Annotated in this window: 20 protein-coding genes and 4 pseudogenes; 5 read left to right on the plus strand and 19 right to left on the minus strand. The window is 57.0% G+C overall.

The window, feature by feature from the left end; all coding sequences use genetic code 11:
* Positions 1 to 86: 86 nt before the first annotated feature.
* The 3 genes from ACXX9E_RS19010 to ACXX9E_RS19020 all read right to left on the minus strand — a co-directional run bounded on the left by ACXX9E_RS19010 (position 87) and on the right by ACXX9E_RS19020 (position 1927).
* Complete coding sequence (locus ACXX9E_RS19010; RefSeq protein ID WP_458555947.1) at positions 87 to 848, minus strand: anti-sigma factor family protein; 762 nt, start codon at positions 846 to 848, stop codon at positions 87 to 89.
* Positions 848 to 1330, minus strand: a complete 483-nt coding sequence (locus tag ACXX9E_RS19015) for a sigma-70 family RNA polymerase sigma factor (protein WP_409202023.1) — start codon at positions 1328 to 1330, stop codon at positions 848 to 850. The genes ACXX9E_RS19010 and ACXX9E_RS19015 overlap by 1 nt, the downstream gene beginning before the upstream one ends.
* A 63-nt stretch (positions 1331 to 1393) precedes the next feature.
* Positions 1394 to 1927 carry a tetratricopeptide repeat protein gene (locus ACXX9E_RS19020; protein WP_336346816.1) on the minus strand — a complete coding sequence of 178 codons (534 nt, stop codon included), beginning with the start codon at positions 1925 to 1927 and terminating at the stop codon, positions 1394 to 1396.
* 159 nt (positions 1928 to 2086) lie between these two features.
* On the opposite strand from ACXX9E_RS19020, the gene ACXX9E_RS19025 reads away from it, so the two are divergent.
* On the plus strand, positions 2087 to 2860 hold the full coding sequence (locus ACXX9E_RS19025; protein ID WP_123468458.1) for a class I SAM-dependent methyltransferase: 774 nt from the start codon (positions 2087 to 2089) through the stop codon (positions 2858 to 2860).
* 186 nt (positions 2861 to 3046) lie between these two features.
* On the opposite strand, the gene ACXX9E_RS19030 is transcribed toward ACXX9E_RS19025, so the two are convergent.
* Positions 3047 to 3484, minus strand: coding sequence for a hypothetical protein (locus tag ACXX9E_RS19030; RefSeq protein WP_422495558.1), 438 nt, complete (start codon positions 3482 to 3484; stop codon positions 3047 to 3049).
* A gap of 202 nt (positions 3485 to 3686) precedes the next feature.
* Positions 3687 to 4022 carry a DUF2834 domain-containing protein gene (locus ACXX9E_RS19035; RefSeq protein WP_336346815.1) on the minus strand — a complete coding sequence of 112 codons (336 nt, stop codon included), beginning with the start codon at positions 4020 to 4022 and terminating at the stop codon, positions 3687 to 3689.
* Positions 4023 to 4317: 295 nt separating this feature from the next.
* On the opposite strand from ACXX9E_RS19035, the pseudogene ilvA reads away from it, so the two are divergent.
* Positions 4318 to 5298 (plus strand): annotated as a pseudogene (gene ilvA / locus ACXX9E_RS19040) (threonine ammonia-lyase, biosynthetic); the annotation flags it as partial.
* Positions 5299 to 5328: 30 nt separating this feature from the next.
* Here ilvA and ACXX9E_RS19045 read toward each other — a convergent pair.
* The gene (locus ACXX9E_RS19045; RefSeq protein ID WP_123468465.1) at positions 5329 to 5634 is read right to left on the minus strand and encodes an NIPSNAP family protein; all 306 of its coding nucleotides are present in this window, start codon (positions 5632 to 5634) and stop codon (positions 5329 to 5331) included.
* Between the two features lie 21 nt (positions 5635 to 5655).
* Entirely contained in the window at positions 5656 to 6141 is a 486-nt protein-coding gene (eco, locus tag ACXX9E_RS19050) for a serine protease inhibitor ecotin (protein ID WP_458555948.1), read from the minus strand.
* Positions 6142 to 6509: 368 nt separating this feature from the next.
* On the opposite strand from eco, the gene ACXX9E_RS19055 reads away from it, so the two are divergent.
* Positions 6510 to 6779: a DUF1652 domain-containing protein gene (locus ACXX9E_RS19055; RefSeq protein WP_123468469.1), complete on the plus strand. Its 270-nt coding sequence runs from the start codon at positions 6510 to 6512 to the stop codon at positions 6777 to 6779.
* Here the strand turns inward: ACXX9E_RS19055 and ACXX9E_RS19060 are convergent.
* A pseudogene (locus ACXX9E_RS19060) lies at positions 6776 to 7176 on the minus strand (hypothetical protein). The gene ACXX9E_RS19055 and the pseudogene ACXX9E_RS19060 sit on opposite strands and share 4 nt — an antisense overlap.
* Positions 7177 to 7264: 88 nt before the next feature.
* Positions 7265 to 7534: a DUF2790 domain-containing protein gene (locus ACXX9E_RS19065; RefSeq protein ID WP_458555949.1), complete on the minus strand. Its 270-nt coding sequence runs from the start codon at positions 7532 to 7534 to the stop codon at positions 7265 to 7267.
* A 485-nt stretch (positions 7535 to 8019) separates the two neighbouring features.
* Between ACXX9E_RS19065 and ACXX9E_RS19070 the strand changes: the two genes are divergently transcribed.
* Positions 8020 to 8316 (plus strand): hypothetical protein, encoded by a 297-nt coding sequence (locus ACXX9E_RS19070; RefSeq protein ID WP_458555950.1) that lies wholly within the window; start codon positions 8020 to 8022, stop codon positions 8314 to 8316.
* A 52-nt stretch (positions 8317 to 8368) separates the two neighbouring features.
* On the opposite strand, the gene ACXX9E_RS19075 is transcribed toward ACXX9E_RS19070, so the two are convergent.
* From ACXX9E_RS19075 to ACXX9E_RS19100, 6 genes and pseudogenes are all read right to left on the minus strand, one after another.
* A complete protein-coding gene (locus ACXX9E_RS19075) occupies positions 8369 to 8557 on the minus strand; it encodes a hypothetical protein (RefSeq protein WP_458555951.1) in 189 nt (62 codons plus the stop codon).
* A 640-nt stretch (positions 8558 to 9197) separates the two neighbouring features.
* Positions 9198 to 9971 (minus strand): hypothetical protein, encoded by a 774-nt coding sequence (locus ACXX9E_RS19080; RefSeq protein WP_458555952.1) that lies wholly within the window; start codon positions 9969 to 9971, stop codon positions 9198 to 9200.
* Entirely contained in the window at positions 9962 to 10990 is a 1029-nt protein-coding gene (locus ACXX9E_RS19085; protein ID WP_458555953.1) for a hypothetical protein, read from the minus strand. Before ACXX9E_RS19085 ends, ACXX9E_RS19080 begins: the two co-directional genes overlap by 10 nt.
* A gap of 480 nt (positions 10991 to 11470) precedes the next feature.
* Positions 11471 to 12685 carry a toxin VasX gene (locus tag ACXX9E_RS19090; RefSeq protein ID WP_458555954.1) on the minus strand — a complete coding sequence of 405 codons (1215 nt, stop codon included), beginning with the start codon at positions 12683 to 12685 and terminating at the stop codon, positions 11471 to 11473.
* Positions 12685 to 13257, minus strand: coding sequence for a DUF4123 domain-containing protein (locus ACXX9E_RS19095; RefSeq protein ID WP_340133009.1), 573 nt, complete (start codon positions 13255 to 13257; stop codon positions 12685 to 12687). Before ACXX9E_RS19095 ends, ACXX9E_RS19090 begins: the two co-directional genes overlap by 1 nt.
* A pseudogene (locus ACXX9E_RS19100) lies at positions 13254 to 15312 on the minus strand (type VI secretion system Vgr family protein). The gene ACXX9E_RS19095 and the pseudogene ACXX9E_RS19100 overlap by 4 nt, the downstream one beginning before the upstream one ends.
* 374 nt (positions 15313 to 15686) lie before the next feature.
* Between ACXX9E_RS19100 and ACXX9E_RS19105 the strand changes: the two are divergent.
* Positions 15687 to 16990 (plus strand): annotated as a pseudogene (locus ACXX9E_RS19105) (OprD family porin).
* A 142-nt stretch (positions 16991 to 17132) separates the two neighbouring features.
* On the opposite strand, the gene ACXX9E_RS19110 reads toward ACXX9E_RS19105, so the two are convergent.
* The 4 genes from ACXX9E_RS19110 to ACXX9E_RS19125 all read right to left on the minus strand — a co-directional run bounded on the left by ACXX9E_RS19110 (position 17133) and on the right by ACXX9E_RS19125 (position 21968).
* Positions 17133 to 17753, minus strand: a complete 621-nt coding sequence (locus ACXX9E_RS19110; protein WP_458555955.1) for a transglycosylase SLT domain-containing protein — start codon at positions 17751 to 17753, stop codon at positions 17133 to 17135.
* A gap of 48 nt (positions 17754 to 17801) precedes the next feature.
* Complete coding sequence (locus ACXX9E_RS19115; protein ID WP_458555956.1) at positions 17802 to 18740, minus strand: carbohydrate kinase family protein; 939 nt, start codon at positions 18738 to 18740, stop codon at positions 17802 to 17804.
* Between the two features lie 12 nt (positions 18741 to 18752).
* Positions 18753 to 20249 (minus strand): xylulokinase, encoded by a 1497-nt coding sequence (xylB, locus tag ACXX9E_RS19120; protein WP_458555957.1) that lies wholly within the window; start codon positions 20247 to 20249, stop codon positions 18753 to 18755.
* Positions 20250 to 20495: 246 nt separating this feature from the next.
* Positions 20496 to 21968, minus strand: coding sequence for a mannitol dehydrogenase family protein (locus tag ACXX9E_RS19125; protein ID WP_458555958.1), 1473 nt, complete (start codon positions 21966 to 21968; stop codon positions 20496 to 20498).
* Positions 21969 to 21981: the final 13 nt, after the last annotated feature.

Raw genomic sequence — 21981 nt, forward strand, 5'->3', positions numbered from 1 at the left:
CGATTGCCCGCGCAGCGGCCGGCAAGGTCGACATCTTTATCGCCTGACCTGCCGCCTTCGCGGGCAAGCCCGCTCCCACAAGGGATTTACGCCTGCAAGGCGTGCGAGCGTAACAACATGGCGCGTTGTTCCAACTCGTCAGCTGGATTACGCCCGATCAACATCCACGCATGCTCACGCTCGGTCCAATACACCACATTCATTTCATGCCGACGCTCATGCGCCAACGGCTGACTGCCGCTGTTCGAACGGGTCACGCACAGGGCCAGCGGGCCATGTTTCGCGTCGAGGTAAACGATCTGCGCGATGGGCACGCCGTCATACTCAAGCATTTGCGCCCGTTTGAATTCGGCCGCCGGCAGCTTCAACGCAGCGGGTGACAGGTTCAGGCCAAGACGCGCATCGACCTCGCGCAATTGCGCCCGTTGAGTGGCGTCATTCGTCGCTAGATGATCGAGCGTCTGCGGCACATACAGCGCCATGTAATCGCCCACCAACGCACGCCAGTTGTTTGATTGCGCGGCATGCCAACCGAGAAACAACCGGTCAGCCAGCACGCCGCCGGCCACCAGCGCAGCCGCGGCGCCACCGATAAACCAACGCCGGCTCAAGCCCGGACGCTCCGGCGCAGGAATGGCATCCAGTCGGGCTTGCAGACGATCCAGCGGCGCTTGTTGCGCCAGTTCGTCATAGGCTTTTTTGTAGGGCAGGTTACTGCGCTGGAGCCACTGCACACGCAGACTGAGCAATGGGTCTTCGGCGATGGCGTTGTCGAGTTGCTGGCGATGGTCGCGGTCGAGTTCGTCGTCCAGGTAAGCGACCAGTTGCTCATCCGAAGGTGTGTTCATCAGCGGTCTCCTTCGGTGGATTTCGGCACCGCTTGCAAGGGCGGGTATTCGGCGAGTTTCAGGCGGGCGGTGGCCAGTCGGCTCATCACCGTGCCTATCGGCACCTGCAGAATTTCGGCAACTTCGCGGTAAGACAGGCCTTCGACATAGGCCAGGTACACCGTCTCGCGTTGGGTTTCGGGCAACGCGTCGACACGACGAATCACTTGCGCCGCCATCACGTGGGTCTGCGCGGCGTACTCACCGTCGAATGCCAGTTGACCGTCGGCATCGACCTGGCCCGCGCCTTGACGCACGCGACGGGCGCGCACTTCATTGAGCCAGATCGAATGCAGAATGCTCAGCAGCCAGCGATCCATGCGCGTGCCGGCCACGTACTGAGCCGAGCGCTCCAGTGCCCGCACGCACGTCGCTTGCACCAGATCCTCGGCCACATGCCGATTGCGCGACAGCAGCAAACCGTAGCGCCACAGGCGCGCCAGGTGCTGTCCGAGTTCTGCTCTGAAGGCCTGATCGCTGACGATGATGGCGGTCCTTATAAATACTCAGGTTTTCGATGAATCGTTGATGGCCTCAGCCAGGTCCTGGTATTCCTCGCAGGCGGTGCCGCAAATCGACTTGATCTGCTGCAACTGCTCTTGCGCCAGGTCGACGCGGCCTTTGATCACATAGGCCTCGCCAAGGTATTCGCGCACTTGCGCATACTGCGGATCGAGTTTTACCGATTGCAGGTAATAACCGATGCCTTCGTCGGTGCGTCCCAGTTTGCGCGTGGCATAACCGCGGTAGTTCAGCGCCTTGGCCGTGTTCGGCTGTTTCAGCGTGTCGAGCAGCGCCAGCGCTTCTTCGTAGCGACCGGCCTTGGCCAGGCGGTAGGCATAATCGGTGCGGTCGGCGTCCGGCAACAGGCTGCTGGTTTGCAGCACGCACTTCTGCGATTTGCTGTCCCGGACCTGGCCTTTGGGGCATTCGGGTTTCTTCACCGGCGCTGCTTCATCACCGCTGGCGAAGGTCAACTGGCTCGACATCGCGGCGACCAGCAGCAACGGGGCGGCGAACATAACGGAACGGATAGTCATGGGCAAGGCTCCACAGAGGGTTATGTTTCACTATGAACACCACAGGGTGAAATTTTATTCATTGCTTTGTCAGTGACTGTTCAAGGTAGGCACAAATTCAAGCGCTATGCTCGTCCGCGTCTGCCGTCGATCCGAAGTTTGACCGTCAGGAGAATTGCCATGAACGATCAGGTCCATCACTCAGCCGCTGCCGGCTATAAAACCGCTGCCGAGACCTACGTCAAAGGACGGCCGGATTATCCGCCGCAAGTCAGTCAATGGTTGAGCGAGACGCTGGGCCTGGACCGGTACCAAACGGTGATCGACCTGGGCGCTGGCACCGGCAAGTTTACCGGTCGGCTGGTGGCGACGGGCGCGCAAGTGATTGCGGTAGAACCGGTGGCGCAGATGCTGGAAAAACTCTCGGAAGCCTGGCCACAGGTATTGGCGGTGAGTGGCACAGCGACCGATTTGCCGTTGCCAGACGCTTGCGTGGATGTGGTGGTCTGCGCGCAGGCGTTTCACTGGTTCGCCAGTGCCGAGGCGCTGACGGAAATCGCTCGGGTTCTCAAACCTGGCGGCAAGTTAGGGCTGATCTGGAACCTGCGCGACACGCAAGTCAGTTGGGTGCCCAAGCTTGATGCGATCGTCAACGCCCTCGAAGGCGATACGCCACGCTATTACACCGGCGCCTGGCGCAAGGCGTTTCCACATCCGGTGTTCGGGGCGCTGCAACTGCAGCAGTTTCACCATGGTCATACCGGATCGCCGGAAGACGTGATTGTCAATCGCGTGCGCTCGACCAGTTTCATTGCTGCGCTGCCGGACGCCCAACGGGCAAAAGTCGATGAGCAGGTCCGCGCGTTGATCGCTTCGGAACCGCAACTGCGCAACAAGGATGTGGTGACGGTGCCCTACGAAACCGCGGCGTTCGTGGCGGTAAAACAAAAATAAGTGCGCCCGATCTCCTGCAGTGGCAATTGCTCGGGAAGGTGGGGGCATCCACAGGATTAACACTTTAATCAAGACTGCAAATAATCGAAGCCTTTGATTGGCCTTTGGCGAGCCAGGAGACAATTATCGTCTCCTGGCCTCAAGCGGGGACCGCCACAGAGTCTCTTTACAGCGGTGAAGACTGAGTCAGTTAAAACTGAAGACGCCCTTGGTGATATTGACTGACTTAGCGTTACCTTTGCCCTCGAACAATACGGTTCCTTCCAATCGTTTATCGCCAGTCGATGGCACAACTGTAAGCGTCATCTGGCCTGAAACAGATACATAAGCCTCAACCTGGTTGCCCTCACGAACGAGGCTATAAACTGCTCGAACCTTGCCATCTGCGATCATCGGATAAGTTCCGGCTTCCACGCCCTTATTGACGAACACACTCAGATTTATGCTTTTTAATTGCGGGTCCACATCTGATTTGACGAGCTGGGTACTAAAACCTTGCCAATAATACCTCGACTCGTCACCTCGTTCGACGAGGTCCATGGTATCGGTATCCGCGTTGTACAGAGGGCGCGCACCGCCGCTCACATCCGCAGAAAACTTATTCTCGGATTTTTGACTGGTCATCGTAATTGCTCCTGATGCATGAACACTGTGGGAATGAATTCCCGGTGAGTGGTCAAACTACTGCATCAAGACGTAGTACATAACTGTCAGAGTTGACAGGTACAAAACGGTTGACGAGAAACTGTACTAGAGAAAAGGCATCGCTCTCTGTAAGAGCGAGCCTGCTCGCGAAGGCCATCGAATCAGCGCTGAGAAGTCCAGATCAACTTGCTCGGGCCTGCCCAACCGATTGTCTGCGCTCCCTAATCCCGCGCACTACCAGATACAACAACGGCCCGACCGACACAAAAATCGCCGTCAACAGCAAGTACGGCAGCACCGACCAGGCAGACTGTCCGCGAGTACGGGCATCCTTGATCATCCAGATCCCGGCCAATGTCGCCAGCAGATACAAATCAATCACCACCTGAGCGGTGTCAGGCCGTGACATCAGGCTGATGCCGAAATCGATCAGCGATTGTTCAGCCTGGAGCATCACCGAAACGGTGTAACCGGCAAATGCGAGCAATGCCGTGAGGGGCAGGGCGATAGACAGCATGTATTCGTTCCTTGAAGTGATGAGCTCAATCGCCAGACTATCGCCGCTGCGCAAAAATGGCCATTGACTTGCCAGCAGCGCCCGGGCTAATTTCCAGCCCATGACTTCGACCGTACTGCGCTGCCAGCCAAGCATTATTACCGCCATTCCTTATTTGGCGGGCTAGCGCACGGCTGCAGCACCCAACCCGCCCTAGAGGCGGGTTTTTACTTTCTGTCTCCAGGGTTTCAACAAGGCTCATGCAGGAGCTGCCGGCGGTAGCTCCTGCACAAGCCGGATGAGTCAGGAGACGATAATGAGCGACCAGCAAGCCCTGCTAGAGCACTACGTGAAAAAGATCCTCGCCGCACCGGTGTACGACATTGCCGTGCGCACACCGTTGCAGGCGGCGCCGGCTTTGTCCGAAGCGCTGGGCAACCGCATCCTGCTCAAGCGTGAAGACCTGCAACCGACGTTCTCTTTCAAGATCCGCGGCGCCTACAACAAACTGGTGCAGTTAAGTGATGAGCAGAAGGCGCGCGGGGTGATCACCGCGTCGGCGGGCAATCACGCCCAAGGCGTGGCGCTGGCGGCGCGTGAGCTGGGTATCGCCGCCACCATCGTCATGCCCTCGACAACACCTGAACTCAAGGTGCTGGGCGTGCGCAGTCGCGGTGCCGAAGCGCTGCTGCACGGCGAGAGTTTCCCCTTTGCCCTGGCCCACGCGTTGCAACTGGCCGAGCAGACCGGGCGTACCTTCGTTTCGCCGTTCGATGATCCGGACGTGATCGCCGGACAAGGCACCGTGGCAATGGAAATCCTTCGTCAGCATCAAGGCGAGCTGGACGCGATCTTCGTGCCGGTCGGCGGCGGCGGTTTGATCGCCGGGATCGCGGCATACGTCAAATACCTGCGCCCGTCAGTGCGCATCATCGGCGTCGAATCTGAACACTCAGCATGCCTCAAGGCTGCGCTGGAAGCCGATCACCGTGTGGTGCTGCCCAGCGTCGGAACCTTCGCCGACGGCGTGGCCGTGGCGCAGATTGGCGAATACGGTTATGAACTGTGCCGTTTCTGCGTGGACGAGGTGATCACTGTCAGCAACGACGACCTGTGTGCCGCAATCAAGAATATCTACGACGATACCCGCTCGATCACCGAACCTTCCGGCGCGTTGGCGGTTGCCGGGATCAAGCGCTACGTGGCGCGCACCGGCGCTCGTGATCAGACCTTCGTTGCGATCGACTCGGCGGCCGATATCGATTTCGACAGCCTGCGCCACGTCGCCGAGCGCGCTGCTGCATGCAGCGTCCCGGCATAAGGGGGGTTACGGTAGCAACGGGCGCAGAAAGCTGCGCTCGTAACTGACGATGAATTTTTTCTCGACCAGATTGGCCACCAGCGCGGTGCTTTCCGCGTCGGTCAATGCGATATGCCGATAGCTTTCGTAATCCGCCAGCGACGGAAAACTGAACAGGCAATAGGCGATATTGCTCGCGCCCTCGGAGGGCAGGAAGTAGCCGTGGTGCGTGCCGCCCAATCGCTCGACAATGCCGAGCCAGGCTTTTGCGTACGCTTCGAACTCGGCCAACTGGTAAGGATCGATGACATATCTGACATGGCAGGTAATCACGCAGGACGCTCCTTGTTCCGGTTATTCCCGAAGAGCTGTGCCGACTTTATCCGACGCCGACCAGACGCGATAACGCACTTCGACGTCCGCCGGCGCGTAAACCACCACGGGCAGTTTGCTGTTGTAGCGCAGCATGAAACCATCGCCGACGACCGGCACGAACGCACGTTTCTTCTGGTTGCCGGGCGGGCAGGCCATCATCGTGCTCATCGGACCGATGACTTTTTCCAGACGATAGAAGGGATAACCCCAGCCTTCAAGATTCTTCTCATCCAGAACCCCGCCCAGGCGCTGGCGGTTGCAGTCGACTTCCAGGGTTTTGCCGGCAAGGATCTCGACCTGGAAGTTTTCTTCCTGATCCTGCTTCGGCAGGTAAATGACCTGACGGGTGAACCCGGCCTCGGCCTTGGGGTACGGCGCGACGTCTTCGAGTTTCGCTGCTTGGGCGGAGGTGGAAAAGCTGGCGATGATCAGGCCGGCGGTCGCGTAAGTGCGTAAAGAACCCATAGAAGCCTCCATGCGGGTGTAGGGTAGATAGCGGGCATTCTCACTGTCATCGGCGATGAATGCAAACCGGCGTCGACGTGCAAATTGCGGTACCCGTAGAGGCATTTCTTGCATTTTGCAATTGGCAAAATACTGGCCACGTCGCCAAGTGCTTGATTCTACAAGGGTCGAAACGATCTGATGGAAGGCACGTTTTATGCGTCTTTACAGTGCGGCGCACCGGATTTGGGCGCCTACACTCCAATGGGCATTTCGCAGTACCGCCGCGTGCCATACCCAGGGAAACAGCGGGGACACACCCGTGCAGGGTCAGCAACGGTCAGCGTGAATACTTGATTGGCATCTCACAGTAAGGAGAGGGTTTCGCCATGTTTCTGTCTGCCTTGGAACTACGCAACATCATTGAAAGCAGTTTTCTGCCGAAACGCTGCCAGTGCACGCTGTCGCCGGACTTGTCGATGACCGTCAAGGTGTTCGGCGATCACCAGACCGATCAGGTCGATTTGTTGGTGAGCGGCATTGATGCCAGTCACCTCAATGGCTGTCGCGAAATCAACGAACTGATCGCCGGGCTGCGTTCGGATCTGAGCAAGCAAATTGCACCACATCACTACAGTCCTCGATCCAGAGCCATCTAACGCACCGTTTCACCCAGTTCGACCGTCACGCGCCGGGCCTGCACGAAACCAAGGCCCAGCGCGAACTCGACCAGCACCGCGAGCAGAATCCCGGGGCCGGCATGGCCGTTGAGCCATTCAGTAAACCCCAGCACCGCCAAACCCAAACACCCAACGATGAACCCGTTGCTCAGCGCATTGCGCCCCAACGACGGCGGTGCCGTGCGCACCAGATAAAACATCACTCCCAGCGCCGCAAACAACACCGCACCACGCCGCGCGACAAACCCGGCGCCTTCGGAATATTCAATACTCCAGGTCGCCAGCAGAATTATCCGGGAAAAAGCCCCAGACCAGCGCCAGCAGAAAACACGAAAGAGGAGGTGATGCTCGACAACGTGCGAAACGACAACTGCATGGCCAATCCTTGCGGCAGTGAGGAGGCCCCGAGCATAACCTTCGAAACGCCCCACGCCTACCGCAAACCGGCAAATCAGACGTTTCTGTCAGTTCTGGAAGTTGCACGCGTCGGATAATTTCCGGTAGCTGATCTCCTCGGGCTTACCGGCGTTGTCGATGTACTTCATATCGGCCGTGATCACCTTGCACGTTTGTGTTGGCGACTCGGTCAAGGACACCACTTTGGCCACCTGCAGCGGCATGCCGTACTGATACGGCACGGCTTTGGAAGTGGCAGAGGTGTCATTGGCCTGGGCCAGCCCGGCAAACGCGGTGCAGGCGAGGGCGGCGGTGAGCAATAAAGGACGAATGTTCATGAAAGGACTCCCGAGTGGCGGTTCTAGCGTTCGGCGTGACTCACCCGAACCTGCCGCACCGGGCAACAGCCAAAACGGCTGAAGGCGTGCGGTTCAGTAGAGTTTTTGACCTCGGCGTTAAGGGATGGTTAACCGGGCTGAACGCCGGCTGTCAGGGAATGGGGTGGTTTTCTGCGGGACGCAGGGCGGATTCCTACAGCGGTGGTTGCCTTGTCTGCTTTCGGCGGTGGGAGCGGGGCGGTTATGGTTTGGCGTCGCTGCAAAATCAGCGATTCAGGTTTGGTCACCTGATAACTCGAAACTTGTGTGCCATCATTCGCACCGCGGACATCTATGTCTTCGTAGTGCATTGCTGTGGCGGCTGTGTGCAGGATCGCTTTCGAGCGAGCTGATCGGGTTTTCAGTTGACCAAGCTTGCATACAGTCCGCCTCCCCACTGTTGGTCACGGTGGCGGCGGGTTACCGAACCCGATCGAGTAATCAAAATGCCAATAATTAATCCGCTTCCCAATCGCTATTCCCCCCTCAACAGCAGCGTCACCGAAAGTGCGCCAATCCTCATCGACACCCAAGCCAACCCGAAAGACATCCTCGAAGCCGCCGTCCAGCGCATCCGCGCTTCCGCCGACCTGCTCGAAACCCTGCATTGCCTGTGCTTCAAGCATGCTGACGTGCAGGACATTCCACACATTACTCATGCGCTTTACCTGCTGACGCAGGATGGCAATGATTTACTGCAGGTGGCGCAGCAGCAGATGTTGAGTTGGAAGGCGCCGGTTTGATGAAAAATTGATAGGACTCAGCCACGGGAAGGCGTGAGAAACTACCCGTGTTTCAGCGTGGCAAGGATTCCGTTGAGTGATGACGCGGATCCAGCACCGTCGATGCCCACAGCAACTCGATACGAGTGCTCGGCAGAAAATAGACATGCAACGTGACATCGCCACGGTTGCGTGAAGGCAAGTGTACTTGCACTTCGTGTCTTTCGATCTTCATCCCCTGATCCTCTTGAGCTTTAGACATGCTCAGAATCCACGCAACTTTAGCGGTGTTGCCAGCGATGCTCCAATAGCAGGTCACGCCTCCGTTACCGCCCCAGTGATCATTTATCCAAAAGCTGAAAATTGGACGGTCTGTGTAATTTTCTGACGTCAGCATGGCGCCGGGCGTACGAATAGATCAATAATTTTTGGGGTGGCGTAGCTAAGCAGCAATGCCAGTACAGCTAGGGCTAATCGTCTTCGTCGCCATGTTCGTTTTCGACGTGTGTTCGCGGCAATATCTATCAAATGACTAAATCCAAGGTAAGAGGTTACATTCCTGCTTTATGCCTGGAGAGGACTTCACTGCTCGCGAACCGATGAGTCACACTTCAATTTTTCCTGGATTAGAATCAAGAGGGTTGCTTTAACTTGGATTCAGTAAGCTTGTGAGGAGGCTGCACATGCCGCTACCAAGCTGAGGATCTCCAACATTTAATCAAACAGTGAGACCACGCTCGCGTTCCAAATCAATTAATCTTGTCGTTGGACCATCCGCTTCCAGTCGTTCAGTCACGACAGTGGGCCAACGGTTGCGCGAGCGACGCTTTGCTCTTTCATAAACAAAGTCTTGAATCTTGTTTGATGGATAGAAGACTATATTGTTTAGTAGCATTAAAAAATCAGTGCCAGTTAAGTAATTGCTTCCACCTCCAGCTTCTTTTTTTTTCACGAATGATTTTTCTCCATGCGCCTAAGTATTCAGATTGTTTTAAGTTTAGATCTAACTGGCTTTTTACAAAGTCATTCGATTCGCTATGAGCTCCAGTGTGGTCGAACCATGGGCCGTTGTTCATATAAGAGCGAATGTATTCCCAAAATCCTTTCTGCATTTCTAAAGACTTTCCCGCCGGCGTACCAATGCTGACCATAATTTCGTTTTCAGGTTCTCCCAGGCGCTTCACTAATACTTCAAGCGAGGCGTTTCGGATGCTCCCAGAATAAAGGCCAACCATGTCGAACTCGCAAGCTACAGCCTCTATTCCCTTCCAAGGAGTGTGATAGAGCTCTCCTTCGTTGTCGAAATAGACTTCCTGTGTTCGTCGATTGAAAATTATGGGAAGTGGTAAAGCGCGTCTTGTTTCGATGAAGATTGGAACAATGAACAACGGTATCCCGAAAAGTAACATCCAGCCCACTCCGTCCCACTTGCCCAGTAAAGCCATCCAAATGCCAATGATGAGTGCGATCAGAGCTGAAACTCCCCCGAGAAGTCCGCTAAGCAAGCCGCGGTTTCGATCACTGCCAACTTTTAGTGAAAGATAGTGTTCTGTGTGTTCATCAGTTATAAAAAGCTCAAGTGGTTGCTCCCCCGTCGACTCGTCGTCACTAAGAACTGCGGTAGGTGCATCACCATATTTCGCCATGATTTTCTCCATTGCTGTTCTTAAAACCATGCCAATTCCTTGATTTCGATCGGCGGTAATGTCATGCCTTCAAGTGGGGAATAAAAGAGCTGTCCATATATATTGTTAATCGCTCTACCTTCACGATCGACGTGATATACGCGTCTATATGTTGCAACTCCTGTCTCAGTGTTGACTCTTGTGCCTGCGTGTTTGTCAAAGCTATTGCCAGTCCAAGAAACTTTTTCGCGCTTGCTTCCAAAACCAAAAATACCACCCCAAACTTCTTCGCCTTCGAATCTAATGGTTGAGTCTTCGATGGCGGTTTTTCCAGGCATCCTCAAGATGAGGTAGGTACTTTCAATCATGCCTTTGTACGGGTTCATTTCGCTCAAACGATAAGCATCGAAGGTTATTGGAAATAGTATTTTATATAGTTGGATCATTGTATCTTTATAAGTGGAGGCCCAGCTGTCTGGGTTGAGTCCGAAGCTAGTTCCTTTGACCCATTTTTCTAATGGAGTGTCTTGGGTGTATAAACGTGCAATTATGCCGCCAACGATTAGTATTGTTACGCCTAAGGCTTTGAATGCTAAATGTGGTGCTTGACTAACCCCGCGTCCAATTGTTGCAGCATCTCCTGCGATGACGGCAGCGCGGGCCGCTCTAAGCACTCTAAATGTTTTTACATAGATGGAAAGGTTGGCAGCAGAAGCGACGCTGAGTCCTGCGTTTATGGCTGCAGTATCATAATCAGTAGAGTTAAATGCTTCAAATGCTTCTATGCCATAAACGGCGATGTCAAATGCTGAAACTATAGCTTGCAGGAGCGTTGTTTTTGCCGCTTGGCCGACAGCCTCAGTAAGGAGGAGGCGGGAGTTGTTCGAGTTTGGCGCGGCCTCCTTTAAGACGGCTTCCCAATTCAATTCGGCGACTTTTTGTGTTACAGCATTAGCCGCTGAAATTACGCCCGTCCCGCCGCCAATTGCGTTTAGTCCAGATTTAGCACTAGGCGTACTGATGAAGTCTTTTACAGCCCAGCCAAAATTTAGTGCGGCAGTTAGAGTCACAAGACACTCTATCGGGGCTGTTTTCAGCGCGGTCTTGCTAATATTCAATAGTATTTTTGGATCTCTATCCAAACTTACCAAGTGGGAGATGGAGCCTAGTTTTTCCGTTGGTTTTGCCACTGCCGGTGCTGGCGATAGAGAAAAGAAAGGTAGCTCTTTTTAATGCGGAACTTGGCGAGCTTGCCAACTGACTTTGTTTGGCAGCTGTAGAGTCGCTATCCATTGCGTCAGTTAGCCATTCCCCTATTTTAGGGCGATTGCTCGCCTCCGTGACTAACAAACGCTGGGCCACTGCGTCCCAGTGCCGGCGCCTCCAAATACTCTGCTAGACATTATCTCCTTCATTAGCACTTATGTGTAAATGTGGGGCGATAGCTGGAGACAATGCTAAAAAGAGTGCCTCCCTTGCTTTTTCTGGACTTAATGCGGTCAATTTATCTGCAGTTTGATTTATTATTGCAGCCAACGTGAGTGCTCGACCTAGTTTCGCAGCTTCCTTGCTAAGAGGTCCGGCGTTATCTTTAATGCCGTCACCAGAGGTCGATCAGTGATTTGATATCTGCTGGAGCCATACGCTTTCCGAGCCCTAGCAGTGCCCAAAGGAGCCAAGGCTGACCAGCTTCCTGTTTGTCCGGGTGCGAGTGCGTTTGCGAGAGCTTTAGCACTAAGGCTGCAACTAGACGGCCCCAGGCAGGCGGCTGCAAAATGCGCTTCGAGATCGCCGCGAGCGATTCGCTCTTCAATATCAAAATGGCCTGCTGCCGTATCCAGCGTAGAGGGGCCCTTTCGTTGAAATGTTGTCATCCAATCGTTCCATAGAATCGAAAGGAGACGGCGAGACTTGGAGTATTCTTCTTCTTCGCTGTCTAGTTCTGCCCAAGCTGTTTTCAAATCGTTGTATCGCGTGATCGTGGGCAGAAGACTTTTAATCTGTGGGTCATTATCAGAAAGTGATTTGAGAACTCCTGCCACGGACCAGTCGTGCGCGCGTGTTGTACGACGTTTTTCGTATTCTAAGTGTTGAATTCGAATCAAACCTGCCAAGTCAATCCAAACCCCCCATGGATCATCAGCAATAACATAAGCTTGCTGCTCGCACCGCTTCATGTCATCCAACATTGATGACCAATTAGGTTTATTTTTGGTTTCCGGCACGCAACTCCATTTGAAGCCAATAGGCTCCATATAATCGCCGATGCGCTCATGGATGCTGGCTGCCTTGCCGCTAGCGGGTGCAGCACCGGGAGTGAAGTTTCGCATGACTCTCGTGCGGACTTTAGCTTGATCTTTCGCTGCGGAGAATTGTTTGTCGCTCCACTTGGCGGGAGACCACGAGATCATCGCGGGTGTCCCTGCGGGCAACATCAAGTAAGGTTTGGAGGATGCGTCGAGTACTTTGCCGCCGCGAGAGGTCTCCTTCAGCATCGCAGCTTCAACACTGAACTCAATCAGCTTTTCAGGAGATGATTGCCAAACGTACAACCAACCATTACGTAGTAATCGCGCTGTGTAGTTCAGTGCCTTATCGCGGGTGGAATCGTTGTCATCTCCCAACTCTGGAAACGTTCCATTTACAGGTGGCAAGTCGAACGCGCTGACATCAATGGCGTGAGAAGGCCCAATAGCATAACGCAACGGTACGACTGCGGTAATCAACGGACACGCAGCGGGTTTGATAGTCGGTTTGTCAGTCATTACACCGCCTCCTGCGGAGTGTCTGTATCTGTTGCCAGCGCTTGTAACAAAGGCCAGTCGAGCACGATCTGCGCATCAATGCCGGTATCAGCTGGAGCGCTATCTAGATCAGGGAAGTTGTTGGTCCATGCGAGCTGCACTTTTCCTTCATGACGTAACCAGACGCTTTCAACTCCGAACCAAAAACCGGCCGGCCAGCTTGCTCCTGATAGCCATGCCTGACGCAGTGGTAGACCGTCGGCCAGCCGTAACCAATATTCTTGGCGGTCAGGAGAGTAGATCCGGGTGCGGCGCTGAAGGAGCTTAAAAATTTCAACCATTGGCTTCTGAGTTTGTAGCCATACAGCGTCATTTAAGTTTGCATCGCCTTGCAACCAGTCGTTCCGAGCTGCGCTGTCGCTAAGAGCGTCGAGCAAGATGGGGCCTGCTTCAGCTATCGGGGCGTAAGGAGTGGCTTGCAGTAGTGGCATGAAGCGATGACCAGGATACTTTTTAGGCAACCATTTCAACGCGTCATCAAACCTTGCGCCATCTATCAAAAGGAATCCTTGAGAATTCGGAAGCGTGGTCATTGCTTCGCTCCTTTGGCTGCTTTAGCTGCCTCACAGACTTCGCATACCCCGGATCGGGTGCGGCGGAACAAGATATTTTGTTTTATCAATGCCAGAAGCGGTAACCCGGGTTTGTCTGCATCAGCTATTTTTAGTATCCCCGGCAGTAACGGCGCAGCAGGCGTCCCAACCCCAGGCGAGCCGCCGGTATTGATCTTCACTTCCGCGCCGCTGATGGTCACGCCACCTGCGTCGACCTTAACGAAACTCCCACCAGCCTTGGCCGTGAGTTCCATGCCACCCTCAACCACAACCTTGTCGCCAGCGTAGTAATGGATTTCCGTTCCCAGCCTCAACAAACTGCGCAGTCCCCACCTTCACATGCTGAGTCACCGCAACCGTCAGGTGATCATCCGCACGCATTTCGCTGATTCGATCCAGATGGGTAATCCGGTGCTCTTCAACCTTGAACTCGCTCCAGCGTGTTGGCTTCAACGGTGTCATGCCGTTCGTTGCCCACCCGGATCTTCTGATCGTGCTCGATGTTCTCGTCCCAATCGCGCTGGGCGTGGATGTAGATCTGCTCGACGCCTTTTTTGTCTTCGATGCGGAACTCGTTGTAGCCCTTGCCGCCCGGTGAGCTCAGGGTCTTGAAGGTGCTGCGGGTCTTGTTTGCCGGCAGGTCGTAGGGGACGACGTTTTCCTTGTGGTACAGGCAGCCGGTCACCAGCGGTTGATCGGGGTCGCCTTCGAGGAAGGTGACGAGGACTTCCATGCCGATACGCGGAATAGCGATGCCGCCATAGGCTGCGCCGGCCCAGCCGCTGGCGACGCGCATCCAGCAGGTGGTTTTGTCGTTGGCCTGGCCGTCGCGGTCCCAGTGGAATTGCACCTTGATGCGGCCGTATTGGTCGCAGTGAATCTCTTCGCCTGCCGGGCCGGTGACGACGGCGGTCTGGCTGCCGAGGACTTTTGGTTTGGGGTGTTCAAGGGCAGGGCGGTAGTGCGCATCCCACGGGGTGGCGACGAAGCTGTTGCGGTAGCCCTGATGGAAATCGCTTTTGTTGTCGGTGACGTCGCTGGTGACGTTTTCGCCCAGCACCTGCGGCTGTTTTGCCTTCATGGAAGACTTCCAGCAGCAGCCACAGGTCGTTCCATTCGGCACGCGGGTGTTCGGCGAGGGTGAGGAAATGGCCGCTGGTCAGGGTCGGTTCGTCACCTTTGCCTTCGGCGAGTTTGTAGTCGCTGCGATGGCGTTCCAGTGCAGCGGGTGGAAAGGAACTTGCCGCGCTCGCGGGTGGTGAAGCGGCCGGGGTAGTCGTAGTCCTCCAAGTCCGGGGCGAACTCGGACTTGACCGCGCCTTCGGGCAGGATCTTCGGTTTTTCGAAGTCGTAATCGCGGCGGCTGACGCGGGTGGTGCGGGTTTCCAGGCGCAGGTTGAAGCGCTTGATCACGGGTTTGTCGGCAGCCATGCCGGAGTCTTGCTGGTAGCTCACTGGTTTGAGTTTGCGGAACACGGTCTGATCGTCGCCGAACACCAGCTTGTGCCCGCTGCTGCTGTGCTGGAAGTGGAAGTGAATGCCTTCCTCTTCACACAAACGCTGGATGAAATGCAGGTCGGATTCGTCGTACTGCACGCAGTACTCGCGTTCCGGGTACTCGGCGCCGAGCTGGAAGCTGTAGGCGTCGGCGAGAATGCCGCGATCTTCCAGCACCTGGCCGATGATCTTCGGAACGGTGAGGTTCTGGAAAATCTGCTGATCATGGTTGTGCTGCAGGTAGGCCAGTTGCGGCACCAGGCTGATGCTGTAGCGGGTCAGGGTCTTGCCGGAGTCGCCTTGCTCGATGCGATAGACCAGACCGTGGATCTTGCCTTCGCCGGTAGGGCCGAAGGTCAGGACGCCGGGCTTGTGCAGCAGTTCTTCGAGTTTGAGGTCGGGGCGGGCGCTGACGAGTTCGAGGTCGAAACGGAACGGTTCGTTGAGGGCTTCGCGACCGGTGAAGCTGAGGACTTGCAGGTCGGTGTTGGCGCCTTCAAGCGTGAGGGTAATGTGGGTTGCGTTGGCGTCCAGCATGCCTTGAATTCCGTCCGTTGAATAAGCAGGGGACAGATGGTGCAGGATTAAATCGCCTCATTCAAGGCGCAAATGCCGTAGGGGCGGGGTGTTCATGGCATAGGGAAAACCCTTACATAAAGCCTTTGGCCTAATGAATACACGTGCTTCAGGCGAGCGTGCGTGCGCAATTAACACGGTTCTGTCCGAACCGGCACTGAAGAATCATCAGTCAGTTTCAGACTAAAGTCGCCTGTGGCACGTCAAAGCCATCTGCCATCATTGCGACTCACCCCTGCGTGTTCACTTTCTCCCGGCTCAGCCTGACCCGGGACGGGAGCTATTTTTCTGGCTTATTGCGCCTCTGCGCAAACGCTGCATTGTTGGAGTTTTTCATGCGTCCCCCATTCCCCCTGATCACCCCGCGCCAGTCGTTTGGCTTCGGAGCTGTTGTGCTGTGCGCCGGTTTTGCCGCGCAGGCTCAGGCCAGCGGATTTTTTGAAGACACCACGGCGAAAATCGAATCGCGCACGGTGTACTTCAACCGCGATTTCCGTGATGGGCACACCTCGAACGATCAGGGCGCCTCCAAGCGTGAAGAGTCGGCTCAGGGTTTCATTCTCAATCTGCAATCGGGGTACACCGACGGCACGGTCGGCTTCGGTCTCGATGCGCTGGGCATGCTCGGTTTGCAACTCGATTCCAGGCCCTTGATCGCAGCAACAGCGGCTTGTTGCCATCGAGCGGTGACAACCCGCGCGGCTCGAAAGGTCAGTACGCAAAAATGGGCCTGACCGCCAAGGTCAAGGTCTCGGACACGGTGCTGAAATACGGCGCGCTGCTGCCCGATCTGCCGTTGCTCAAGTACAACGACGGTCGCCTGCTGCCGACGATGTTCAACGGTGCAATGCTCACTTCCAGGGAACTGCAGGATCTGACCTTCATGGCTGCGCGCCTGGACAAGTACACCGCGCGCGATTCCAGCGATTCGCAAGACATCCGCGTGCATTGCAAGAACAAGCGCTACGCGTGCAACACCACCGCCGATCATTTCGACATGTACGGCGTCGACTACAAGATCAATGATCGCCTGACCGCGCAGTATCACTACGCGGAACTGGAAGATATCTATCGCCAGCACTTCGTCGGGCTGTTGGGCAATCAGCCGCTGGGCGATGGTGTGTTAAAGGCGGATCTGCGTTTGCTGAAGAGCGCTGACAGCGGCGATGCCAAGGCCGGGTCCATCGACAACCGAGCGTTGAGCGGCATGCTGTCTTACGCGTTGAGCGGCCACACTTTCAGCGCCGGCTGGCAGCGCATGAACGGCGACAACTCGATGCCGTACCTCGATGGCAGCAATCCGTATCTGGTCAACTACGTCCAGGTCAACGATTTCGCCGCCGCGCAGGAGCGTTCCTGGCAGTTGCGTTATGACTATGACTTCAAGGCAATCGGCATCAATGGCCTGAGTTTCCTCACCCGTTATGTGAACGGTGACCATGTCAAGGTGCCGGGCAGTGATCAGGAAGGCAAAGAGTGGGAACGTGACAGCGAATTGAAGTACGTGATTCAGACCGGCACGTTCAAGGATGTAAGCCTGCGCCTGCGTAATGCGACTTACCGCACCAACTACGAGCAGTTCGCCCGGGATGTGGATGAGACCCGGTTGATTGTGAGTTACAACTTTTCGCTGTTGTAAGGCTTCGATCTGTAGCGTCTGATCGAGCGCTATCGCGGGCAAGCCCGCTCCCACAGGTTTCTTTGGTGTTCACGAGATTAGTGTTCAGCGCAGATCCCCTGTGGGCGTGAGCCTGCTCGCGATGGAGTCCTTGAAATGGCTGTTACAGCCAATGCCAGAACCGGCTCCAGAAGCCGCGATTCAGATCCTCCTTGCATCCGGCATATTGCTGCGCATACAGGTCTGAACGGCTCTGCACCTTGCGCGCCGTCGGCATCAGCCAGGCTTTGCTGGCGTAGGTCTTGTTGCGGAATCCGCCCCAGCCTTCGTGGTAGTTGAGGTACTGGTTATAGGCGTCGTATTTGTACACGCCGTTGATCGAGGTGGTCTTGTCCATGTACCAGCCGACAAAGTCGATTGCGTCGTCGAAGTCCTCGCGGTCGGCCCAATTGCGCCCGGTGCTTTTCTGATAGTCGGACCACACTTCGTCCTTGGCCTGCGCATAACCGGAGGCGGTCGATACGCGGCCCCACGGGATCACCCAGAGCAGGTATTTGCGCGGGGTCTTGGCGTCGTAGCGGTAACCGGACTCCTGATACATGATCGCGAAAGGCACCTGAATCGGCACGCCCCAGCGCCGTTGCGTGACTTGTGCGGCGTCGTACCAGTCGCTCTTTTCGCGAAAGATCTCGCAGATGTTTTCAGGGGAACGGGGCGGCGAGGTGCCGCACCCGGTCAACAGTGTCGCGAGTACCAGAAGTCCAACCGTCTGCCCTGAATTCAAAAGCCGTCATCCCGTCATGCGCGTGAAAAAGGGCGACAGTCTACGCGCTCAGGACAATTGGTGACGATAGGGGAGATCCGGACCGGTCTTGCTGCAGGTCAGGGCGGCCGCCCGCACGGCAAAGCCGAGCATGGCGTCGATCTGTTCGCGGCTCAGTTGTTGTGCGCCTTCAACCGAATCCAGCCGGTGCTCGGTCAGCCAGGTGATGAGCGCTGCCTGGAAGGTGTCGCCGGCGCCGACGGTATCGGCGATCTTCACCGAGCAGGCTGGCACCGACCACGAGCCGTGCGCACGACTGAACACGCTCGCGCCTTCGCCGCCACGGGTGAGGAACACCAGTTGGCAGCGATGTTCGAGCCAGCTTTCGATCACGCGCTGGGGATCCTGCTCGGGGTAGAGCAGGCTCAGATCTTCGTCGCTGACTTTGATCATGTCGGCCAGTTGCACCAGCGTCGCCACGCGCTCGCGCCACAGCGCGATGTCCGGCTGCGGATTGAGGCGCACGTTCGGGTCGAGGGTGATCAGGCGTTTGCCGCTTTCGCGCTGGACGAGAGCGAGCAGGGTATCGGCGACGGGCTGCACCACCAGCGAAAACGAGCCGATGTGCAAACCGCGTACTTGCGAATCCAGTGACGGCAGATGGGCGAGGCTCAGTTGCCGATCCGCGCAACCTTCACCGCGAAAGCTGTAATGCGGCGACCCGTTGGCACCTACGGCGACCATTGCCAGGGTGGTCGGCGCGGCGAAATCCACCAGATAGTCCGGGCGCACGCCTTCCTCTTGCAACACCTGTTGCAAGCGCCGGCCGAGGTAGTCCGTAGACAGCCCGGCAAACAGCGCCGAGTCCACGCCAAGACGGCGCAGACCCACGGCGACGTTGAACGGCGAGCCGCCGGCAATCGCCTTGAAATTGACTTTCGACGCCTGCCCGCTGGCATCGTCTTCGCTGAAGAAATCAAACAGGGCTTCGCCACACACCAGATACATAATTGTTCGCTCTTATAGGGTTGCGACATGCTGTTGATAGCGTTCATAGACCTGCTGGAACGCCGCGACATTCGCGGCGACCGGCAGGGTTTCACTGTTCAGGTCAAGCTTCACGCAGCGTTCGCACAGGGCGGCGAGCGTGTCTTCGTGGCCGTTCGACCAGGATTCGCACCACGCCGCTTGTATCGCCGCGCCAAGGGCGGCGGCTTCGCTTTGTTCGGTGCAGATGACCGGGGTGTTCATGATGTCGGCGACGATCTGCCGCCACACCGCGCTTTTCGAGCCACCGCCGATCAGGCAAATGCTGCGGCTTTGTAAACCATTGTGGCGCAGTAAATCCAGCCCGTAGCGCAGACCGAAGGTGGTGCCTTCGACGGCGGCGCGACACAGATTGGCCTGGGTCAGGTTGTCCAGCGTCAGCCCGTGCAGGCTGCCGCTGGCGTGGGGCAGGGCGGGGACGCGTTCGCCATTGAAAAACGGCAGTAGCGTCACGCCCTCGGCACCGATCGGCGCCTGGGCCACCTGCGTGTTGAACTGTTCCAGGTCGAGGTCGAACAACTGGCGAATCGCGCCGGTGGCATTGGTCAGGTTCATGGTGCAGATCAGCGGCAACCAGCCGCCGCTGGAAGAACAAAACGTCGCGACCGAGGCATCCGGGCTGACGGTGGGCGCGTCGGCATAGGCGTACACCGTGCCCGACGAGCCAAGGCTCATGGTGATTGCACCGGGCTGAATGTTGCCGGTGCCAATGGCGCCCATCATGTTGTCGCCGCCGCCACTGGATACCCGTGCGGCGGGGTTGAGGCCGAGCTGATCGGCAATGGCCGGCAGGATCGTGCCGACCGGCTGGTGGGCGTCGATCAGCTCCGGAAGGGCGGCTTGCAGGCGACCGCTGGCGTCGATGTCGCGCAGTAATTGCAAGTCCCACTGACGGCTGCGCACATTGAAGTAACCAGTGCCCGAGGCATCGCCGTATTCGCTGCAGGCGCGGCCGGTGAGCCAGAAGTTGAGGTAGTCATGGGGCAGCAGGATGTGGGCGATGCGCGAGAAAACCGCCGGATGTTGTTCCTGGGTCCAGAGCAGTTTCGACACGGTGTAGCCCGGCGCGATGACCACGCCAAGGCGTTCCAGTGATCCCTTTTCGCCGCCCAGGTGCTTGAGCAAGCGGTCGTTTTCGGCGCTGGTTTCGGTATCGCACCAAAGCTTGGCCGGGCGCAGTACCTGGCCCTGATCGTCGAGCAAGACCAGGCCGTGTTGCTGGCCGGAGACGCCGATGCCGAGGATCGACTGGCCATCGACATTTGCTGCCAACAAGGCCTGGCGGGTGGCGAGGGTGAAGGCTTCCAGCCATTGCTGGGTGTCTTGCTCGCGGCGGCCGTTGGCGCCGCTGATCATCGTGTGGGCGGCGGCGCCCTGGCCGAGGACTTGACCGCTGGCGGCGTCGAGGATGATGGCTTTGGTGCCTTGGGTGCCGCAGTCGATGCCCAGGAACAGTTGTTGTGTTGTCATGTGTGAACCACTCGGGTGTGGTGAAGATCAAGAGCTTACCCCCTCACCCCAACCCTCTCCCCCAAGGGGGCGAGGGGGAAGGGAGCCGATCGGGGGCTGTTCAAAACCTGAGTTCGATTCCGGTTCTGTCAATCAGTGGCTGTTCAAAACCTGAGTTCGACTCCGGACGTTCAGGTCGATGTAACTTGCACAAACCACTCGGTCAGTTCCCTCTCCCTCCGGGAGAGGGCTAGGGTGAGGGGCTTTTCAGGCGAGTATCCGTTCCAGCGTCCGCGTCACACCGTCCTCGCGCAAACTGTTGCAGCACCACTCAAACGCCGCGACAAACTCCGCCGAACGCGGTATCGCCGTGCCGAAAATTTCCTCAACCGCCAACAACCGCTGAGTCATTAAAGCATCGTCCGCCACCAACGCCTGACAAAACGCCGCGCGCGGATCCGGGATCGAATAGGTATCACCATTCTCATCCACACCCTTCAAATACAACGCCCACGCCGCCACCACCAACGCCGCACGCTTGGTCTCCTGCCCATCGGCAATCAACCGGTTGATGGTCGGAATGGTGAACTTGGGAAACTTGGACGAGCCGTCCGAACACACTCGCTCCAACTGATCGGCAATCGCCTGATTGGAAAACCGCGCCACCAGCGTGTCCTTGTAATCCGTCAAATCAATGCCCGGCACCGGCGCCAGTTGCGGGGTCACGTCCAGGTCCATGTAGGCGCGCATATAACGCACGAACAGCGGGTCGTTCATGGTCTCGTGCACAAACCGATAACCCTTCAAAAAGCCCAGATACGTCAGCGCCAAGTGGCTGCCGTTGAGCAACTTGATTTTCATCTCTTCGTAAGGCGAAACATCGTCGGTGAACTGCACACCGACCTTTTCCCACGCCGGGCGACCGTTGACGAATTTGTCCTCCAGCACCCACTGCACAAACGGCTCGCAGACCACCGGCCAGGCATCATCCACCCCGTGTCTGTCGGCCAGTTGCAGGCGGTGCGCGGTGCTGGTCATCGGCGTGATGCGGTCGACCATGGCGTTGGGGAAACTGACGTTCTGTTCGATCCAGTCGCGCAGCCCTGTGTCACGCAGGGTGGCGAAAGCCAGTAGCGCCTTACGGGTCACCGCGCCGTTGTGCGGCAGGTTATCGCAGGACATGATCGTGAACGCCGGCGTGCCTGCGCCACGGCGTTTTTCCAGCGCTGCGCAGAGGAAGCCGAACACGGTGGTCGGTGCGCTCGGGTGCGCCAGATCGTGCTGAATCTGCGGCAGGTGCGCCATGAATTCGCCGTTGCTGTCGTCGATGCAGTAGCCGCCCTCGGTGATGGTCAGCGAGACGATGCGAATCTGCGGGTCGGCAAGTTTGTCGATCAGCGCCTGGGCTCCGTCTTCGGCCAGCAGCATGTCGCGGATCGCGCCGATCACTCGCACTTCGGTGTCGTCGTTGTCGCCGAGTTCGAACAGGGTGAACAGGTAGTCCTGCTCTTTGAGATCGTCGCGGGCGCGGCGGTCGTCGGCGCGCAGGCCGACTCCGCAAATGGCCCAGTCCAGCGCTTCGCCAGTGTTCATCAGTGCATCGGTGTAATACGCCTGATGCGCGCGGTGGAAGCCGCCGACGCCAATGTGCGCGATGCCCTGGCGAGTGTCGCTGAGGCGGTAGGCGGGCAGCTTCACTTCGGCCGCGAGGCGGTGCAGGTTGTGTTTATTCAGTTTCATCGGACAAGTCTCG

The sequence above is a fragment of the Pseudomonas sp. GNP014 genome (genome assembly GCF_054344005.1).

Coding starts and splice junctions, on each gene's coding strand:
- ACXX9E_RS19025 (WP_123468458.1), top strand. CDS start 2,087: ATGAACGATCAGGTCCATCACTCAGCCGCTGCCGGCTATAAAACCGCT.
- ACXX9E_RS19020 (WP_336346816.1), bottom strand. CDS start 1,927: ATGACTATCCGTTCCGTTATGTTCGCCGCCCCGTTGCTGCTGGTCGCC.
- eco (WP_458555948.1), bottom strand. CDS start 6,141: ATGGGTTCTTTACGCACTTACGCGACCGCCGGCCTGATCATCGCCAGC.
- ACXX9E_RS19010 (WP_458555947.1), bottom strand. CDS start 848: ATGAACACACCTTCGGATGAGCAACTGGTCGCTTACCTGGACGACGAA.
- ACXX9E_RS19115 (WP_458555956.1), bottom strand. CDS start 18,740: ATGTATCTGGTGTGTGGCGAAGCCCTGTTTGATTTCTTCAGCGAAGAC.
- ACXX9E_RS19065 (WP_458555949.1), bottom strand. CDS start 7,534: ATGAACATTCGTCCTTTATTGCTCACCGCCGCCCTCGCCTGCACCGCG.
- ACXX9E_RS19035 (WP_336346815.1), bottom strand. CDS start 4,022: ATGCTGTCTATCGCCCTGCCCCTCACGGCATTGCTCGCATTTGCCGGT.
- ACXX9E_RS19070 (WP_458555950.1), top strand. CDS start 8,020: ATGCCAATAATTAATCCGCTTCCCAATCGCTATTCCCCCCTCAACAGC.
- ACXX9E_RS19090 (WP_458555954.1), bottom strand. CDS start 12,685: ATGACTGACAAACCGACTATCAAACCCGCTGCGTGTCCGTTGATTACC.
- ACXX9E_RS19055 (WP_123468469.1), top strand. CDS start 6,510: ATGTTTCTGTCTGCCTTGGAACTACGCAACATCATTGAAAGCAGTTTT.
- xylB (WP_458555957.1), bottom strand. CDS start 20,249: ATGACAACACAACAACTGTTCCTGGGCATCGACTGCGGCACCCAAGGC.
- ACXX9E_RS19125 (WP_458555958.1), bottom strand. CDS start 21,968: ATGAAACTGAATAAACACAACCTGCACCGCCTCGCGGCCGAAGTGAAG.
- ACXX9E_RS19075 (WP_458555951.1), bottom strand. CDS start 8,557: ATGTCTAAAGCTCAAGAGGATCAGGGGATGAAGATCGAAAGACACGAA.
- ACXX9E_RS19095 (WP_340133009.1), bottom strand. CDS start 13,257: ATGACCACGCTTCCGAATTCTCAAGGATTCCTTTTGATAGATGGCGCA.
- ACXX9E_RS19030 (WP_422495558.1), bottom strand. CDS start 3,484: ATGACCAGTCAAAAATCCGAGAATAAGTTTTCTGCGGATGTGAGCGGC.
- ACXX9E_RS19080 (WP_458555952.1), bottom strand. CDS start 9,971: ATGGTTTTAAGAACAGCAATGGAGAAAATCATGGCGAAATATGGTGAT.